Origin of the sequence: Rhodococcus sp. GXMU-t2271 (genome assembly GCF_041414735.1) — a bacterium.
Classification (GTDB): domain Bacteria; phylum Actinomycetota; class Actinomycetes; order Mycobacteriales; family Mycobacteriaceae; genus Rhodococcus; species Rhodococcus indonesiensis.
Map to the genome: position 1 here is coordinate 23,350 of NZ_JAUIZP010000049.1, position 17,983 is coordinate 41,332.

Consider the following 17,983-nt stretch of genomic DNA (forward strand, 5'->3'; position numbering starts at 1 on the left):
TCGCGGGCGGGGATTGCTCCGACCGGAAGCGCTTGCCGGTTGGATCTTCGCCGATCTGTTGATCGTCCTGTTCATCGTGGGGCTGGGTTCCGCCACAGCGCCGGAGATACCCGATCCCGCGGCCGTCGAGGAACCGTTGCCGAAGATCGTCGGCATGCGCCAGGATCCGGAGATCCTCACGATCGATTACGACGCCGGGGCACTGATCGGATCCGGTGCGGGATCCGAGGACGAAGGGCGGTTGGTGTGTGAGCGTCTGAACGAAGTGACCGGTGCGCTGCAGGGCGAACGAGCCGCACTTGCTCTGATATTCGGCGGTGGCAAAGATATCGGAGTCGCGCTCGAATCTGCGGTCCGGATTGCCGAACAGCTGCCCTGTGCGGCGCCTACCTTGTTCGATGGGACGACGACCCGTGACTTCTGGGACGGCTCCCTCCCGCGCGGAACCGCGCGCCTCGAAGTCTTCCTTTTCACGACCGATTGATTCGACCGAAGAGAGCTGAAAATGGGCCAGAACATTCTTCCGTTCTATCTGGTGTGCGACGAGTCCGCTTCCATGTCGGGCGACGCGATCGACGCCATGAACAAGGCGTTGCCGGAGTTGCATGCCGAGATCGGCATGAACCCGGTCGTGTCCGACAAGACGCAGTTCGCGATCATCGGATTCAGTAACGAAGCGGAAGTCCTTCTCGAGTTGTCGGACCTGAGCCAGATCGCGGGACTCCCGGTCCTGACGGCAAAGGGCGGCACGAACTTCGCGGCGGCGATGCGGTGCTTGAAGTCCCAGATCGAGCTCGATCTGGATCGCCTCAAATCTCAAGGACACAAGGTGTTCCGCCCGGTGGTGTTCTTCCTTACCGATGGACAGCCGACGTCCGATTGGGAGGTCGAGTACAACGAGCTCACGTCGCCGAGCTTCCGGTACCGTCCGAACATCGTCTCGTTCGGCATCGGCGATGCCGATCGCGACGTCATTTCGGCTATCGCGAACTTCCGTGCGTTCATCCAGGAGGACACCTCGATGTCCCCGGCGGTAGCGCTGCAGGAGTTCGCTACCGCACTGACGAAGTCGATCGTGAAATCCGGGGTCAGCATGACCAAGGAAGGCGGACTCCAGTTGCAGACCCCCACTCAGGTGGACGGTTTCACTGCCCTCGACGTCGACACGGTGTAACGCGATGAGCAACTTCCCCGAGCACAGCAGGAACGATGCGCCCGAGTCCGCCCTGATAAACCCGGAGTCCTTCGAAGAGGGAGAGCCCGTCATCCGGGAAGACTCCTACGCGTCCGAATACTGGCAGCGTCCTGTGGGTACCGAGCCTTTCGCGTACCCTCCACGTCCGACACAGCCTCCGCCACCGACCGAGCCGGCGCGCCCACAGCGAGTGCCTGCTTCCGCCGAACCACACTGGGAACATCCCGCGGAGGCGCCGCGTGCCGTGGTAACTCCGGATGCTGCCGTTCCTCAGCAAGCGACCACCCCGGTTGTCGAACACGCGTACCGCACGTTCGGAGCGCCTGCGCGACTCAAGCCCATGCCGAGCAAGGTTGTCGAGCAGCCTTTGCGCAGCTTCGAAACCGTGCGGGATACCGTCATGGACTGGCTCGAGGACCAGCTCGGTGACTTGCGCGCAGTTTCGGCCCGAGGGCATATCCACCGCTATCTCGCAGAGGTGCGCCAGGACAATTTCGCCTTCTCGCGGGGTACCAACTATCTCGCGCTGGCCGTCTCGGACGGAGTGGGCAATGCGAAGTCGTCGCATCTCGGGTCGGCCTTGGCCTCGAGGACCATCGTCGAAAACGAGACGCTTCTCGGGGAAATCGTTTCCGCGCGCACGCCTGCCGAAGTGTCTCTCCGGGACATCGCCACTTTGCTGCGTTCGGTGGCGACCGACGCAGAAGTGGATGCCGCCGAGGTATCCACAACTCTGACAGCAGCAATTGTGCTGGACAATCCGTCCCAGTTGGGGGAGAGCACCGTGGTTCTCGCCCAGATCGGAGATTCGCCGGCATTCAAGTTGTCGCGTGGCGAGTGGATCGAACTGACATGCCCGGCTCTCCAGTCCGGGCCCGGTGACCTCATCGACAACTCGGTGAATCCGCTCCCGGGCCACCACATGGCTTCGGTATGGGTGGAAATCTTCCGACCGGGGGAGACCCTCGTCCTTGCTACCGACGGGGTGGGTGATCCGGTCAAGTCCAACGGTGAGTATGCCGATGCGTTGGCACAGCTCTGGCGTTCGTCAGCACCGTCGCCGGCCGATCTGCTCAAGGTCCTCGATGCGACTGTGAAGTCGTTCGACGACGACCGAACGATCGTGGGCTTCCGATTCGGCGAACCGCAGCGATGAACGCCACGAACCTTGCGACGCTGAAACTGGGACCGAAGCTCGGGGACGGTGGTCAAGGCGCTGTCTACGAGTTGGCAGACGATCCGGCCCGGGTCTTCAAGAGGTACCACAGTCCGTCGGGTCCTGGTTTCTCTGCCTCGACGCTCGACGCACTGATCGGCATGCGAGGCAAGCTGTCCAATGGCGGGCGTCCGGTCGACGAGTGGGCTGCGTGGCCGAGCTCGGTCGTACGTGACGCTCAGAACGTGGTCGGGTTTCTCATGCCCCGGGTGCCGAGGGAATTCACCTTTCAAGCGCACGGGAAGCGGCGATTGTCCGAGCTTGGTGTACTACTGGCCAAGAAGTCCAGTCCATTGTTCGCAGGCGTCACGCTTCCCACTTTGAAGGAGCGAATCGCGATCCTTCGCAACCTGGCGAGGGCGGTGGGGGTGTTGCACGAGCACCGGATCGTCATCGGTGACCTGTCCTTCGCGAACATCTTCTGGTCACTGTCTCCGGAACCGCGTGTGATGCTGATCGATTGCGATGGCATGCGACCCGACGGCTTACCTCCTGTTCTTCCCCAAGCCGAAACGCCGGACTGGGACGATCCCTTCGCTGCACCTCGCACCGCGCCGACGTTCGACCGCGACTGCTACAAGCTTGCACTCGCAGTGATGAGGGTCCTCGGCGGGGAAATCGACTGCCGGCCAACCGAACTCGATAGTGTCGCGTTCGATGGCGTCGAGCCGGCTATGGACCACCGATTGCGAGAGCTTCTTCGTCAGGCAGCAGGTCCCGAGGGGACACGACCGTCTGCGAGGGTGTGGGAAGCGGCGTTGAGTGACCGCCTCACCGTTCCCGTACAGCCGACGATGCGCCGGACCGTCGCAGCCCCGAAACCGAAACCCGAACTACTGGGCACCGGTGAACGCGAGTTCCGGCCCGTGACTCCTCCGAAGAGGTAAGCGCTAGATGGTACTTGTCGTCGCGATCGTCGCTGCCGTGGTCGTGCTTCTGATTGTTGTGGGCGAATTGGTGCGCCGGCGCAGGCGTTGGCGAAACAAGGGAATGGTCCTTGCGTCGGAGTTCCAGACTCGTGACCACGCTCCTTTGAGTCAGGCCGAACCAGGCTATGTGGAGATGTCGCACGACGATTGGTGGGAGAGTGACTTCTTCTCCGGCAGGAGTCTCGAACCTCCCCGCTCGGATCCTGCGAAGGCTCCTGAGTATCCCGCCCGCAGCTGGGAAGCGTTACCCGCGGAACGGTCCGAGCCCGTCGATCTTACGAAATCGGCTGCGAAGGAGATTGCACGTCAGCGCCGTCAACGAGCTGAGGAACGGCGACGAAAGCTGCTTCTGCGCGGGGGCATTCAGTACGAGGACGATGCGAGTCTGGAGCGTGAGCAACAACTCGGCGCCGGCGGTCAGGGCGCTGTGTACGGACTGGTCGACAACACTGGTCAAGTTGCCAAGTACTGGGATTTGCCACTGACCCGAGGAACCCGTGAATTCGAAGAACTCGTCCACAGAAGAACGGACGTAGAGGCAGCGGTTTCCGGGCATCCCATCCATCTGTGCTGGCCCGAGAGCCCCGTCCGAAGAGGCGGAGAACTGATCGGTTACACGATGTCGAGGATCGGTAGGCAGTTCTACTTCGAGATGACGTTCGGCTCGGTGACCAAGAAACATGCGCGTGAGCTGCAGCATGCGATCCCGCGCAAACAGGGTGCTGTGCCTTTTCCCTTCGAGGTCGACGATCGACAACGTCTCGAACTCGTCTATCTGGTGGCCGTATTTCTCGACGGAATGCACAGGAACGACATCGTCTACGGAGACTTGTCGTGGATGAACTTCACGTTCTCGCTCGACCCCGTCGAGTTGTGCGTGCTCGACTTCGACTCGTCGCGTGTCCAGGGCAGTCTCCCGTTCACGAGGAGCCTCCCTCTCGATAGTCCCAACTGGGAAGACCCTCAGTGGAATGGGTCAACCGTCGTGCGAATGGATTCCGACCGCTACAAGTTCGCGCTCTTCGCCTACCGGATGCTGGTGGCGAAGAGCTTGGATGCAGAGATCGATCCGGATCGAGCAGCGGAGTGGGGACGCGATACCGGTTCCACGATGCTGAGCGGTTTGTGGTCTCGATCGATGGGAGTGGCAGGTACGAGACCTCCGATGTCGCAGTGGATGGCAGCCTTGGAGCAGATTCGTCACGAGACTCCGGACCTGCAACCGTTCTGATCTCGCTCGCGGCGAGGCGCGTGACGGGGGATTCGAAGCACCGAGAATCTCCTCAAGCGTTATCGCGAGAAGGCGTGCAGGGGACGGCGCCGAGAAAGCCTGCGGAAGGGAGGATTTCGCCGAAATCTTTCTGGTCTACATGCTTGCCCCGAAGATAGCTCAAAGTTGATAGTTGTTGTCCGGCGGACTTGGGTGCGGATTGCATCTTGATCAGGAGGTATGGAGCGTGGTGAATCGCCGGGGCATGCACAGCCTCAGTGACTTTCTGGAGCCGTCGGACGAAGTGCTCCGCGTGGAATGGCGCTCGGTTCTGGCCAGACAACCGGTAACACCAGGGCAGAGACAGGTGAACTTCGTGCCGAGCGAAGTCGTCCTTTGCTTGTGCGCATCGTTACTGGTCGATCACAGCCGTTTCGGTAGTGGAAGCGCACATCGTGCGGGGTTCCCTGTGCAAGAACTCGCGAAGCTGTATAAGCGGCCGCCCACGAGCATCCTCGCGAAGATGGCGAACCTGGACGGAACACGCAGCAATGGGGGACGCCACGAACTCGAAGTCTCGGCCCGGATGATGTCGGATAGCGCACTCCTGCAAGATGTCTATCTTCGTATTCTGAGGGCGGCTCGGGCCGAGGGTATTGATCGCGCCGTGTTGCCGGATTTTCTCGAACTGGAGAACGGGGGAACTCTCTGGCTCGCAGGTCAGGAGGAACTCGTTGCGAGTGAGATCGAGTCCGAGTTGGAAGGGGCGGTCGAGAAGTGGGCACGCGATCGCACGGATGTCCCGATCGAAGTAACGCAGCGGGTACTTACTTCAACGGTACGAATCGGGCAACACCGATTCGCGAGAGCAGTGATGTCCAATCATGGCAATCGTTGCGTTTTCTGTGGAATGAGCAGTGTCATCGGCGGCCGACGTCGACCGAGGATGCTCACCGCGAGTCATATCAAGCCGTGGCGAGACAGCTCGAACAAGGAGCGACTCGACCATCTGAACGGATTGGCTGCCTGCCCTACCCACGATGTTGCTTTCGACACGGGGTTGATCACAGTTGCCGAAGACCTCTCCATCACCTATGCGCATGACCTGGAGCGCGTGTTAACAGAGGACGAATCGCTACATAGAGCGTTCGGGAAGCCCCCGTTGGCAGATAAATTGATTCTCCCGAGTACCGCGCAGCTACCTGACAGGGCATACCTTGGTTGGCATCGGACCAAGATTTTCGTATCCGTTTGACACGGAGCATCGATCCTTCGGATTCGCAATCTGTGGAAGCACAACACGCGTCGCCGATCGCTGACAGACGGTGGCCCGTGAGGGTGAACCCCACCTGTATTGAAACAGCTCACGGGCCGTCGGCGATTTCGTGTCGGACCTCTAGCGGACCACAAGCTGGGAGAGTCTCTCGGCAAGAAGTCCCCACTGAGGATCCTCTGAAAGATGGGACCAGGAGACCCGAATAGCGCCGTGGATGGTGTCGTCGTCGAGGTCCATCGCTTTCAGGACATGGCTGGGCTCGTAGCTCTGCGACGTGCATGCGGAGCCGTTGGACACCGCCACTACGTCTTTCAAAGCGAGAATCGCTGCCTCCCCGTCCACCCCTGGGACGGAGAAGTTGAGAGTGCTCGCGAGCGTGTTGTCGAGGGATCCGTTGATACGCACGTTGAGGGGCGTGAGGGCTTCGACCAAGCCGGACCGCAGTTCGGCCACGCGAGCCGCTCTGGCTGCTTGATCCTTCGTCGCCGACGAGACTGCTGTTCCCAGTCCGGCGATGAGCGGAACAGGAAGGGTGCCGGGGCGGAGTCCTCGTTCCTGCCCTCCGCCGACCATCAGCGGTATGAGCGGAACACGTCGGTATCCCCGGCGGCGGACGATGAGCGCGCCGATTCCTTTGGGCGCGTACAGCTTGTGGCCGGAAATGCTGATCATGTCTATGCGTTTGTTCGACACGATATTTTCCACCTTGCCGAAGGCCTGCGCTGCATCCACATGGAAGTACGTATCGTGGTCGCCCAGGGATCGAGCAATGTCGTCGACGGGCTGGACGGCGCCGGTCTCGTTGTTCGCAGCCATTACCGAGACCAAGAGAGTGTCGGGACGTACCGCTTCGATGATTGCTTCGGCCGAGACTCGGCCGTCGTGTCCGGGTTTCAGGACGGTGGCTTCGAAGCCGCGTTGTACTAGGCGCTCGATCGGCTCGAGGACAGCTTTGTGTTCGATGGCAGTCGTGACGATATGCATCTTGCCGGTCTTGCGACCGTGTTCTTCGAGTCCGAGAATCGCGAGGTTGTTGCTCTCCGTTGCACCGCTGGTGAAGATGACCTCCTCCGGCTTGGCATCCGCGCCGGCTGCAACCTCTTCCCGTGCGCGATTAACGCGCTCCTTGGCGCGCTGACCGTACGTATGGGTACGGCTGCCCGCATTGCCGTACTCATCGCGCATGAAGTGGATCACCTCGTCCAGTACTGCCGGATCGACCGGGGTGGTCGCATTGCAGTCGAGGTAAACAGGTCCTGAACTGGGCATACGTCTGGAATCTCCCGTGTCGGACGGCGCAGCTATCGTTCCTCACTGTACTCGTAGAGAACGTAGTGTTCGGATGAGGCGGGGGGTGTGTTCGGATGTGCATTTCCGTACACGAACCGGTACCGTTCCGTACAACTGGTGGCGATCGGACAGGTGTGCGGTGAACGGACGTAGTGGTACTCCACGGCGTGGAGAGTTCGAGTACGTGTTCCCGGCGATACGTGGGGTTCAGGCTGGTCGAGAGTACTACTCGACGATGTTTCCGCTTCGCATGATCCCTCGTTTGTTCTCCTTCGATGACGAGGAGCTGCTACCCGAGCAACGTGCGCAACGCACCCTCAACCGGTCGCGCGTACCCGAGATGGCGCGCTACATCGTCGAGAATCCGGACAGCTACGTGTTCTCGGCCCTGACTGCATCCGTGAGCGCGGACGTGGAGTTCGATCCGATCACCGACGGTGTCGGTCCGAGTGACCGCATCGGCACGCTCCGTATACCGATGGACGCCCGTTTCGTCATCAACGACGGACAACATCGCCGTGCGGCGATCGAAGAAGCGCTCACGATGAACCCCGATGTCGGCGACGAGACGATCTCGATCGTCCTCTTCATCGACGTCGGTCTGGAACGATGCCAGCAGATGTTCGCTGACCTCAACCGGTACGCAATTCGTCCGGCTCGGTCTATCAGCGTGCTCTACGACCATCGGGACGATCTATCGGCGGTCACGCGGATGGCGGTGTTCAGTTCGGACTTCTATCGAGACCTCACCGAGACCGAGACGAGCAATCTGGCAGCGCGGTCTCGGAAGCTGTTCACGTTGTCGGCGATGTACAACGCGAATCGCGCATTGCTGGAGGGTATCGAGGATGACTCGCTCGAGAAGCGTGCCGAGCTGGTCGGGAACTACTGGTCGGTGGTGGCAAAGCAGTTCCCGGAATGGGCCCAGGTTCGTGCCCGCGAAGTCACGGCTGGGGAGATTCGTCGGGACTTTATCCACAGCCACGGAATCGTTCTTCATGCTTTGGGCAAGGTGGGAAACGCGCTCCTTGAGCGCAGTCGAGACAAACGGTCCTGGGATCGCGCACTCCGCCCCTTGCGTGAAATCGATTGGCACCGGTCGAATTCAGAGCTCTGGGAAGGTCGAGCCTTGTCCGGCGGACGTGTCTCGAAGAGCACTGGCAACGTTCTGCTGACTACCGCACTGTTGAGAACACGCTTGAATCTTCCGCTATCTGACGACGAGCAAAAAGCCGAGAACAACTTTCGACGAGGTGACTCAAGATGACCCGCAACCTGCCGATCCGTCCACGATCGGCATTCGATGATCTCGGACTGTCCGGCACCATCGAGGCTCTGGTCGAGCAGACCCAGAAGCTCTATCTGGAGGATTCCATCCCGTGGGTCGTCGGTTATTCGGGCGGTAAGGACTCGACCGCGGTCCTGCAGTTGGTGTGGATGTCACTTGCACAACTGGAGCCGGCGAAGCGCACCAAGCCTGTGCACGTGATCAGCACGGACACTCTTGTCGAGAACCCCGTGGTTGCTGCATGGGTCACTCATTCGCTCAACACGATGGCAGACGCTGCGCAGGAGCAGGGTCTGCCCATCGAGCCTCATCGGCTCACGCCGGCGGTGTCCGACACGTTCTGGGTGAATCTTGCCGGTCGCGGCTATCCTGCGCCGCGGCCAAAGTTCCGGTGGTGCACCGAACGCTTGAAGATCAAGCCTTCCAACAACTTCATCATCAGTATGGTGAAGTCTCATGGCGAGGCGATCCTCGTGCTCGGTACGCGAAAGGCAGAGAGCTCGGGACGCTCCCACCGGATGACCGAGCTGGAAAGTCAGCGCGTTCGCGACATGCTGAGCCCGAACGGCTCTCTTCCCAATTGCCTCGTCTACTCGCCGGTCGAGGATTGGTCCAACGACGACGTCTGGACCTTCCTGATGCAGACCAAGAACCCGTGGGGTTATTCGAACAAGGAGCTCCTCACCATGTACCAGGGAGCTTCGTCCGACGGCGAATGTCCTCTTGTCGTCGACTCTTCTACGCCCAGCTGTGGCGACAGCCGGTTCGGCTGCTGGACGTGCACGCTTGTCGAGAAGGACAAGTCGATGTCGGCGATGATCCAGAACGATGAGGAGAAGGAGTGGATGTTGCCGCTCCTCGAGCTGCGCGACGAACTCGATGTTCAGGATGATCGTCACCTGCGTGACTTCCGTCGGATGAACGGATCGGTGCAGCTGTTCAACGGCCGGAACATCCCCGGTCCGTACACACAAGAGTCGCGTGAGCGGTGGGTGCGGAAACTGCTCGAAGCCCAGACTTGGATTCGAGAGAACGGACCGTCGTACGTACAGGACCTCGAACTCATCACCCTGGACGAACTGGAAGAAATCCGCCGGATCTGGGTGGTGGACAAGCACGAGTTCGAAGACAGCCTGCCCATCATCTATCGCGAAACCACAGGTGCGGAGTATCCAGGGCGGCCACTTGATGAGCACTTGCCACTCGGCCCGGATACGGTCGAAATCCTCCGGGAAGTCGTCGGCGACGATCGCGTCCATTTCGAGCTCGTTCGCGAGCTGCTCGACGTCGAGCAGCGACATCGCTCCCAAGCACGCCGTGCAGGACTGTTCGATTCTTTGACGAAGGCACTCCGCAAGGGGTTCTACGAGAACGAAGGGGACGCGTTGCAGCGCGCAACAGACCGAGCAAGTGCCGTAGACCGATTGCGAGCCACGGACGGTCCTGACGAGCTCGACATCGCTGATGGCTACGTGCAGCCTGCCCGCGCAGGTGGCGAGCGATGATCCTAGACGAACTGGTTCTTCAGAACGTCGGCACGTTCTCGGGTCGCCACACGATCACTCTGACGCCGAAATCAAAGACGAAGCCGGTTGTTCTCGTGGGTGGCTTGAACGGTGCCGGCAAGACCACGGTGCTGGAGGCGATTCACCTCGCGCTGTACGGCGCACTCGCGCAGCCGAACGGGCGTCGCGCGGGTGGATACGAGAATTACCTAGTCGGATTGACGCATCGCGGAGCACCTGCGAAGTCGATCTCGGCAGTGGAGTTGGAGTTCCGCGCTTTCCAACAGGGGAAGGAACACGTCTATCGGATCAGCCGTCGATGGGGTGGCGCAAAAGCCCCGGGGCGCGAGAGCCTCGATGTGGAAGTCGACGGTCGACTTGACCGTGTCTTGACCTCTACATGGAGCGAGCACGTTGAGACGTTCCTCCCTCGCGGAATCGCCGGACTGTTCTTCTTCGATGGAGAACAGATCGAGGCACTCGCAGACTTGGAGAAGTCGCGCGAGGTCCTGGCCTCGGCGCTCTCGGCTCTCCTCGGACTCGATCTTGTCGACAGACTTGCGACGGATCTGTCGGTGTTGCGCCGTCGGCACCGAACAAATCAGATTCCCGAGTCTCTGAGGTCCGAGGTCGAGGCGAAGCGCGAACTCGTGACGCGAGCCCGCCAACTCGAAGAGGGGACCGTCGAAGCTTTGGCGCGGGCACGCGTCGAGCTCGAACGCGCTGACAAAGAGCGATCCGAAGCCAGATCGGATTACCAGGCGCGGGGCGGTGAAGTCGCCGAAACACGAGCAGAGACGGAAAAGGCCGCTGATGGCCTTCGTGCAGCGCTCAGGCAGGTCGATGACGACTTGCGTGCCGAGGCGTCCGACGCCGCTCCTCTGCTTCTCGTGACCGATCTCCTTCAAGAGGTCGAGTCGCGTGCAACAGACGAGTCGACATGGTGGAATCGGCGTGCCGTGGCAGATGTACTCACAAAGCGCGACGACTCGGTGCTTACTTTGCTTCGCGACAGCGGCGCTGGAGACAATGTGCTCACTGCGATCGCCACGTTCATGCAGCAAGACCGTGCAGAGCGTAGCCAGGATGTCGACGTCGAAGACATCACTGGCCTCGGGCGGCCGGACTCCATCCGAGTGCTGCGTGAAACTGCGCTTCCCTCGAGTGGCCGTCGAATCAGTGAACTGGTGAAGCGTCGACGAGGTATCCGCGAAGAACTCGATCAGATCGAGCGCGTACTCGTTGCCATGCCTGATCCTGAGTCGCTCGAAGAGGTGCGCCGAGCACTCGACGAGGCCTCGGACCGTTACGTCCGTGCTGAAACCAAGGTCACGACATTGGACGAGGAGCTCGCAGTACGACGGACTGAACGGGCGAAGGTCGACGCCGACTACGAACGAATCCTGGAGAAGTACGCACAGGCGAACCTTGCGCTCGAGGACGACACACGGATCGTCGAGCATGTGGACAAAGTCCGAGCGACTCTGGAATCGTTGCAGGTCGCAGCGAAGAAGCGCTACCTCGGACGTATCGGCGAGTACGTCCTGGAGGCGCTCCATCGGCTGTTGCGCAAGAACAAACTGGTGACCGCGGTCCAGATCGATCCCGAAACGTACACCGTGGAACTCACCGGTCCGGGCGGCAAGCCGCTTCCCGCGAACCAATTGTCTGCAGGCGAACGGCAGTTGCTTGCGGTATCGCTTCTGTGGGGCCTGGCACGAGCATCAGGGCAACCACTGCCGGTCGTCGTCGATACGCCTTTGGGCCGGCTCGACGGGGAGCACCGGGAGCACCTTATCGAGCGGTACTTTCCTTTCGCGAGCCATCAGGTCGTCCTGCTGTCGACCGATACGGAGATCGACGAGCAAGCGTTCCGTCGAATCAAGAAGCATGTCGGACGGTCATACTGCCTTGACTACGACCACGACAGCGCATCCACGTCGGTTCGATCCGGATACTTCTGGGAGTAAACGTAGTGACAGTCGAGCATGTACGTCTCTCGAAGACGGCGCGAGATCAATTAGTGACGCTGAAGCGACGCACCGGGATCGGCCAGTGGAATGTTCTGTGCCGCTGGGCGCTCTGTCGTTCCCTGGCAGAACCTTCTGTGCCGCCGGCTGCCCGAATTGTCACTGACAGCAACGTCGAGATGACATGGAAAGTGTTTGCCGGCGCGCACGGTGATGTTCTGTGGGCCGCTCTGAGGGTCCGATGCCACAACGACGGACTAGACCTCGATGAGGAGACACTTGCTACTCAATTCCGCCTACATCTTCACCGAGGTATCGGATACTTGATCGGGGACACACGTTCCTCCGACATCGAAGGGCTCGTGGAGCTGGCACTCGCGGAGTAGCGCATGACAACGATCGGACCTACCGCGCGTCATAAGACGGCTATGGTCCGATCGGCGTTGTCACGACCGATGGGGCTTGCCCTGTCCGATGGCATCATCGAGCGCGAGGCGACCGTCTTCGATTATGGGTGCGGTCGAGGCGGCGATATCCGTCACCTCCAAGGACTCGGCTTTTCAGCGTCTGGGTGGGATCCCGCGCACCGCCCGAACGCCGAGATGGTCTCGTCGAACGTGGTCAACCTCGGATACGTCATCAACGTGATCGAGGATCCGATCGAGCGTGCTCAGGTACTGAAATCCGCTTGGAGCCTCACACGAGATGTTCTTGTGGTCTCTGCACGCTTGACCTGGGAGGCGCGTGAGCTGGTCGGTCGTCGTGTAGGGGACGGGATCCTTACCCGCATGGGGACATTCCAGAAGTTCTACGACCAATCCGAGCTGGCTGCATGGATCGAGTCGGTACTAGGCACAAAGCCGCTCGCCGCTGCACCAGGCGTCTTCTATGTCTTTCGGGACGAAGCCGCCCAGCAGGATTTTCTTGCGAATCGGGTCTACCAGTACCGACCACGCATAATCATCGATCCTCATGAAGAGTACGAGCGCAACCGCGAGAACCTCGCCCCGTTGTTCGACTTTCTGACTGCGCATGCAAGGCCGCCAAAGCGCGGCGAGTTGAGCGCTGAAGCAGAAGCGTGCGTTTTGGATGCGAGCGGCACTTTGGGAAGAGCAGTCAATCTGATCTACCAGGTGACGGACGACTCCCATTGGGAACAGGTTAGGATCCAACGTCGGTCCGAACTGCTGGTGTACGCCGCGATGTCGCGCTTCGGACGTAAACCAATGTTCTCGCAGCTAGGGTCTACTCTGCAGCGTGATATCAAGATTCATTTCGGAACCTACAGAGATCTCACCAACCAGGGGGACCGACTGCTCGCGGCGGTGGGAAATCGAATGATGGTGCTCATGTCGGCGCGAAGTTCCAAGGTTGGCAAGCAGACTCCGTCCGCGTTGTATGTCCATCGTTCTGCGTTAGGCGAGCTCCCGCCAATCTTGCAGGTGTACGAAGGCTGCGCGCGAATTCTTGCTGGCGTCGTCGAGCGTGCCAACATGGTCAAATTTTCCGTGACTGACCCGCAGGTCTCCTACCTAGCTTATCCACACTTTGACCGAGACGCACACCCGACCCTTGAGTCCGCGGTGACTGTCAACCTGCGCAAACTAACAGTCGATTGGCGAGACTACACCAAATCCGGCAATCCACCTCTCTTGCACCGCAAAGAAGAGTTTGTCGGCAGCAGCGATAGCAGAAGAGATCTGTACCAACGACTTACTGCAGCTGAAGTGCGGGCCGGTTTGTATAACAACCCTGAGCAAATTGGATTTCTGCAGGGATGGGAACGGACGCTTCAGGAATGTGGCTGCCGCGTCCGAGGACATCGATTGGAACGATTGCATCCGCATCATCAGAACTATCGAGCTACATAAGCAAGGCAGGCGTCCGGCCCTTGGATAGCAAGCAAAGCCTATATGCTTGAGTGCCGGTGCGACGCCTGACCGAAGGACCGCGAGGATCCCCGACGAGCTATTCGTGACCCTACACATATACGATCTTGACGTGCGAGCCATACACGAAGAGTCTCCGGGGGGGTGTCCCTATGGTTCCTGTCAAGCCGCTGAGGGGAGTGGTGCCCGGTAGAGTTCCCTGTTTTTCAGCATGGCGTAGAGAACGTCGTAGCGGCGTCGGGCGAGGCAGATCAAGGCCGCGTTGTGCTTCTTCTTCTCGGCACGCTTTTTGTCGTAGTAGGCGCGACTGGCGGGGTTGTGGAGGGCGGAGAACGCGGACAGGAACAGCGCGCGTTTGAGCTTGTTTGTTGCCGGAGCGGGCCGGGTGCTCACCACGGATCGAGGAGCCCGATTTACGGGTGACCGGTGCGATGTCGGCGTAGGCCGCCAGAGGGGCGGCGGAGGCGAAGGCGGAGCCGTCGCCGATCTCGATCAGGATCCGGGCTGCTGTCCTGAAACCGATGCCGGGCATCGAGGTCAGGACCCGGGAAAGAGGGTGTTCATCGAGCGCCCTCTCCACGTCCTCGGCAACCATTTTCCGTTGCTGGAGAGTCTCTTTCAGGGTGTCGGCGAGTTTGGTGAATATTCGGCTTGCTGGGGTCCACCTGTATTCGGATCGGGGGCCGCCACCCAATTCCGGCAGTAGTGCGTGTGGGAGCCACTAGCGACGTGCGTGGGGGCCAGTCTTTCTAGGCTCCTTCCGCCATGTGTATCGGGCACATGGCGGAAGGAGTGATCCGTAATGGTACGGAAGATCAAAGCAAAGCTCGTCCTGCAGCTTCGCGCGCAAGGCCTGTCCGGCAGGGCGATCGCCGCATCCCAAGGCATGTCCCGCAAGAGTATCGCGGAGGTCCTCGACGCCGCCGACGCGACAGGGACGACCTGGGACGATGTCACCGACCTCGACGACAGTGACGTGTACGCCCGCCTGTTCCCGGGCCGCGGCGAGCACGAAAGCGTGTTCGCCCAGCCCGACTGGGAACAAGTACACCGGGAAATGGCCCAGGTCGGCGTCACGTTGAAGCTGCTGCACGGCGAGTACACCGATGCATGCACGGCCGGCGGGGATCCGGCGATGGGTTACGACCGGTTCTGCAAGACCTACCAGCGGCATGTACTGATCACCGGCGCAGCCTCCCGTGTAGGACACAAGGCCGCGCAGACGGTCGAGGTCGACTGGTCGGGCCCGACGATGGAGCTCAGCGACCCGATATCCGGACAGATCCGGACGGTCTACTTGTTCGTGGCGTGCTTGCCTTTCAGCAGATACGCGTTCGCCTGGCCCGCCCTGGACATGCGGCAGGACACGTGGCTTCGCGCACACGTGGCGATGTTCGAGTTCTTCGGTGGCTCGGTGCCCAGGATTGTGCCGGACAACCTCAAAACTGGAGTGATCAAGCACCCGCGCGAGGGTGAAATCGTCCTCAACGACGCCTACCGGGAACTGGCCGCCCACTACTGCGCGGCGGTACTGCCGGGCCGCATTCGACGGCCGAAAGACAAAGCGAGCGTGGAGAACACCGTCTCGCACGTCGCCACATGGGTCATCGCCGGGCTGCGGGAACACCGGTTCTCGACGCTGCCCGAACTCGAATCGGCGATCGCGGGGCGGATGCATGCCTACAACCGAGAGCCGTTCCAGAAACGCCCCGGATCCCGCCACAGTGTGTTCACCGCCGAGGAACAGCCGCTGCTGACTGCGTTGCCGGCGGTGGCATACGAGATCAGTCGGTGGCTCTACGGTCGCCGGGTGGGCCGCAACGGACACGTGGTCTTCGAACGCAACTACTACTCGGCGCCCCTGACGCACATCGGAACCAAGGTCGATCTGCGGATCACCGCCCGCACCCTGGAGATCTACCGCGGCACCGAGAGACTGTCCAGTCACCTCCTGCTGCCCGTGGGTGCGGCGGGTCAGTACCGCACCCACGACGCCGATCTACCGGCGGGCGAGAAGTATCAGCAGTGGGATGCTGCCCGGGCCCGGGCATGGGCACAGCGGATCGGACCCGCAACCCAGATCGTGGTCAATCGAATCTTCGAGTCCGTGCCCGTCGACGAGCAAGGACTCGACGCCGCACTGGCGGTGCTGCGCCTGTCGCGGCGTTTTTCCGCCGAGCGAGTCGAAGCCGCATGTGCCCTGGCTCTGACCGGGAGGGTGCGCTCACCACGCTATGCGCATCTGCAGCCGATCCTGGTCACCGGCCAGGACAAGACCGCCGGGCTACGACCACCACGTGAAGAGCCCGATGAGCTCGGTGGCTACGTCCGCGGCGCCGACTACTACGGCGGAGGCGCTCAGTGAGCACGATAGATATCGAAACCAAACGAAAGCTCCGCGAGATGGGTGCCCAGCCGCTTCTCGACGCGATCGAGGCCCAAGACGATGTCCATGTGCTCGGGATGGGATTCGCAGATCGACTGCAACTCGTGGTCGACGACGCTCACCAGGCGTTCAACCATTCCAAGGTCGAGGGGCTGATCCGCCGAGCCGGACTGCGGTATCCCGGCGCTGACCTTCGCCGAGTGGACCTGATCGAGGAGCGAGGTTTGGACCGGGCGGTGATCGCTCAGCTGGCCACCTGCTCGTTCATCGAACGCCAGCAGAACGTGGTGTTCCAGGGATTCACCGGGTCCGGGAAATCGTATCTGGGGTGCGCGCTGGCCAAACAGGCTTGCCAGCACCGGATCCGGGCGCACTACATCCGCATGCCCGATCTCGAGGAAGCATGGGCTGTGGCCAAGGACAAGCCGCACGGTCAGACGAAGTTTCTCAACAAGTACGCCGCGTTCTCGCTGCTGGTGATCGACGAATGGCTGCTGGATCATCCTGATGACGGGATGCGCAGCATGCTGCTGGAGTTGCTCGAGCGTCGCTACGACACGGGCTCGACGGTGTTCTGCACGCAGTACGCGAAGAAGGACTGGCATCAGAGGCTCGGTTCTGGTGTCCACGCCGATGCGATCATGGATCGCATCGTCCACAACACCATCTGGATCGACACCGGCACGCATAATATGCGCGAGCACGCCGCCGCGAACGAGTAACACGATGTCGACGGGTGGCTGGTGGCCCCGAGAGTGGCGGACACTGGCCCCCGCCGGCAATACCGGTGGTTCCGGGAGGCAATACCCGGTGGCCTTCAAGCCTCCAAATACTCATTTGGGGAGGATGGTCTCCGCGGCCTGGGTGCCGGGCACGACCACGGTCTGCTCGTCGAGGGCGGCAAGGATCTCACCGACAAGTCGGGTGCCCATGCGGGGTGCGTGCTTGACCGCGATCGCGGTGAGTTTGCGCTTGCCGACCTTGCGGATTCCGGCCGGCCCGCCGCAGCGGGAGAGGATCTCGAGGACCGCCGGGTGTGCCACCCGGAGGCCGAGGACCCGCTCGAGGGCGGGTTGGATGGAAGTGAGCAGACCGCGGATCCGGTTGCTGACCCGGGTGGCCTCGCCGGCGAGATCGTCGTCGAACCCGACGAGGACCTCGAGCTCGGCGAGGGCCGCGACGCCGGTGTCGACCCGGCGCACGGTGTGCGGCATGGTGCGGGCGGTATCGGCGATGATGAAGGCGTCGCGGGCGTCTGTTTTCGCCTGTCCGGGGTACAGGTCGACGATGCGGCGCATCGCCAGTCCGGGCAGGTAGCCGACCTCGTGGTCGCAGGCGCGGGCCACGGTGACCGGTAGGGCGCCGATCGTATTGGGTTGGTCGACGACCACCAGCACCGATCCGTGGCTGGCCAGGCGGTCGAAGACCGCCCGCAGCTTCGCTCCGTCGTTCGGCAACGCCTTGTCGTAGACCTTCTTCCCGGCGGCGGTCAGTCCGACGGCGTGGTGCTCACCTTTGCCGACGTCGATGCCGCAGTACACCGCATAGTTCGAGTCCATTCCCGGGTCGTCCCTTGTGTCTCGGTCGGCCGGCCGCCGATCCGGCATCGACGCCCGACACCCACGTTACAAAGAGACCTACCCTACTTCGGTTGGCCGTGTCCCTATCAGCGGTCCGTCGATGCCACCACACCCGGCGACACCACCCCCGGATCATGCGAGAGACAGGGGCAAGGAGTCATACCGGGTCTGGCGACCGGAGTCCTTCTGCGAAGGACCGCAAATAACGAGGTTTTCTCAGTAAGTTGATCTTGCCGGGACGGCGTCAGG

Annotated in this window: 14 protein-coding genes and 2 pseudogenes; 13 read left to right on the forward strand and 3 right to left on the reverse strand. The window is 61.4% G+C overall.

What is annotated here, in order from left to right:
* Positions 1-13 precede the first annotated feature (13 nt).
* The 6 genes from QYS60_RS18640 to QYS60_RS18665 all read left to right on the forward strand — a co-directional run bounded on the left by QYS60_RS18640 (position 14) and on the right by QYS60_RS18665 (position 5,805).
* Positions 14-484, forward strand: a complete 471-nt coding sequence (locus tag QYS60_RS18640; RefSeq protein ID WP_371383903.1) for a hypothetical protein — start codon at positions 14-16, stop codon at positions 482-484.
* Between the two features lie 21 nt (positions 485-505).
* A complete protein-coding gene (locus QYS60_RS18645; RefSeq protein ID WP_145691614.1) occupies positions 506-1,174 on the forward strand; it encodes a VWA domain-containing protein in 669 nt (222 codons plus the stop codon).
* Between the two features lie 4 nt (positions 1,175-1,178).
* Positions 1,179-2,351, forward strand: coding sequence for a protein phosphatase 2C domain-containing protein (locus QYS60_RS18650; protein ID WP_371383904.1), 1,173 nt, complete (start codon positions 1,179-1,181; stop codon positions 2,349-2,351).
* Complete coding sequence (locus tag QYS60_RS18655) at positions 2,348-3,298, forward strand: hypothetical protein (RefSeq protein ID WP_371383905.1); 951 nt, start codon at positions 2,348-2,350, stop codon at positions 3,296-3,298. Before QYS60_RS18650 ends, QYS60_RS18655 begins: the two co-directional genes overlap by 4 nt.
* A 7-nt stretch (positions 3,299-3,305) precedes the next feature.
* Entirely contained in the window at positions 3,306-4,571 is a 1,266-nt protein-coding gene (locus tag QYS60_RS18660; RefSeq protein WP_371383906.1) for a hypothetical protein, read from the forward strand.
* Positions 4,572-5,073: 502 nt separating this feature from the next.
* On the forward strand, positions 5,074-5,805 hold the full coding sequence (locus QYS60_RS18665; protein ID WP_371383907.1) for an HNH endonuclease: 732 nt from the start codon (positions 5,074-5,076) through the stop codon (positions 5,803-5,805).
* Positions 5,806-5,946: 141 nt separating this feature from the next.
* Here QYS60_RS18665 and dndA read toward each other — a convergent pair whose 3' ends face one another.
* Positions 5,947-7,095 (reverse strand): cysteine desulfurase DndA, encoded by a 1,149-nt coding sequence (gene dndA / locus QYS60_RS18670; RefSeq protein WP_371383908.1) that lies wholly within the window; start codon positions 7,093-7,095, stop codon positions 5,947-5,949.
* A gap of 160 nt (positions 7,096-7,255) precedes the next feature.
* Here dndA and dndB point away from each other — a divergent pair, with 160 nt between their 5' ends.
* From dndB to QYS60_RS18695, 5 genes are read left to right on the forward strand one after another with little or no spacing between them, the layout of a single operon-like run.
* Positions 7,256-8,383 carry a DNA sulfur modification protein DndB gene (gene dndB / locus QYS60_RS18675; protein WP_371383909.1) on the forward strand — a complete coding sequence of 376 codons (1,128 nt, stop codon included), beginning with the start codon at positions 7,256-7,258 and terminating at the stop codon, positions 8,381-8,383.
* On the forward strand, positions 8,380-9,909 hold the full coding sequence (dndC, locus tag QYS60_RS18680) for a DNA phosphorothioation system sulfurtransferase DndC (RefSeq protein WP_371383910.1): 1,530 nt from the start codon (positions 8,380-8,382) through the stop codon (positions 9,907-9,909). The genes dndB and dndC overlap by 4 nt, the downstream gene beginning before the upstream one ends.
* Positions 9,906-11,879, forward strand: a complete 1,974-nt coding sequence (gene dndD, locus QYS60_RS18685) for a DNA sulfur modification protein DndD (protein ID WP_371383911.1) — start codon at positions 9,906-9,908, stop codon at positions 11,877-11,879. The genes dndC and dndD overlap by 4 nt, the downstream gene beginning before the upstream one ends.
* A gap of 5 nt (positions 11,880-11,884) precedes the next feature.
* Positions 11,885-12,265 carry a DNA sulfur modification protein DndE gene (gene dndE / locus QYS60_RS18690; RefSeq protein ID WP_371383912.1) on the forward strand — a complete coding sequence of 127 codons (381 nt, stop codon included), beginning with the start codon at positions 11,885-11,887 and terminating at the stop codon, positions 12,263-12,265.
* A gap of 3 nt (positions 12,266-12,268) precedes the next feature.
* Positions 12,269-13,750, forward strand: a complete 1,482-nt coding sequence (locus tag QYS60_RS18695) for a DNA phosphorothioation-associated putative methyltransferase (RefSeq protein WP_371383913.1) — start codon at positions 12,269-12,271, stop codon at positions 13,748-13,750.
* Between the two features lie 180 nt (positions 13,751-13,930).
* Here QYS60_RS18695 and QYS60_RS18700 read toward each other — a convergent pair.
* A pseudogene (locus QYS60_RS18700) lies at positions 13,931-14,414 on the reverse strand (transposase); the annotation flags it as partial.
* A gap of 156 nt (positions 14,415-14,570) precedes the next feature.
* Here QYS60_RS18700 and istA point away from each other — a divergent pair.
* Entirely contained in the window at positions 14,571-16,133 is a 1,563-nt protein-coding gene (gene istA / locus QYS60_RS18705; RefSeq protein ID WP_371383914.1) for an IS21 family transposase, read from the forward strand.
* On the forward strand, positions 16,130-16,876 hold the full coding sequence (locus QYS60_RS18710; protein WP_371383915.1) for an ATP-binding protein: 747 nt from the start codon (positions 16,130-16,132) through the stop codon (positions 16,874-16,876). The genes istA and QYS60_RS18710 overlap by 4 nt, the downstream gene beginning before the upstream one ends.
* 114 nt (positions 16,877-16,990) lie before the next feature.
* Here the strand turns inward: QYS60_RS18710 and QYS60_RS18715 are convergent.
* Positions 16,991-17,713: pseudogene (locus QYS60_RS18715) on the reverse strand (IS110 family transposase); the annotation flags it as partial.
* Positions 17,714-17,983: the final 270 nt, after the last annotated feature.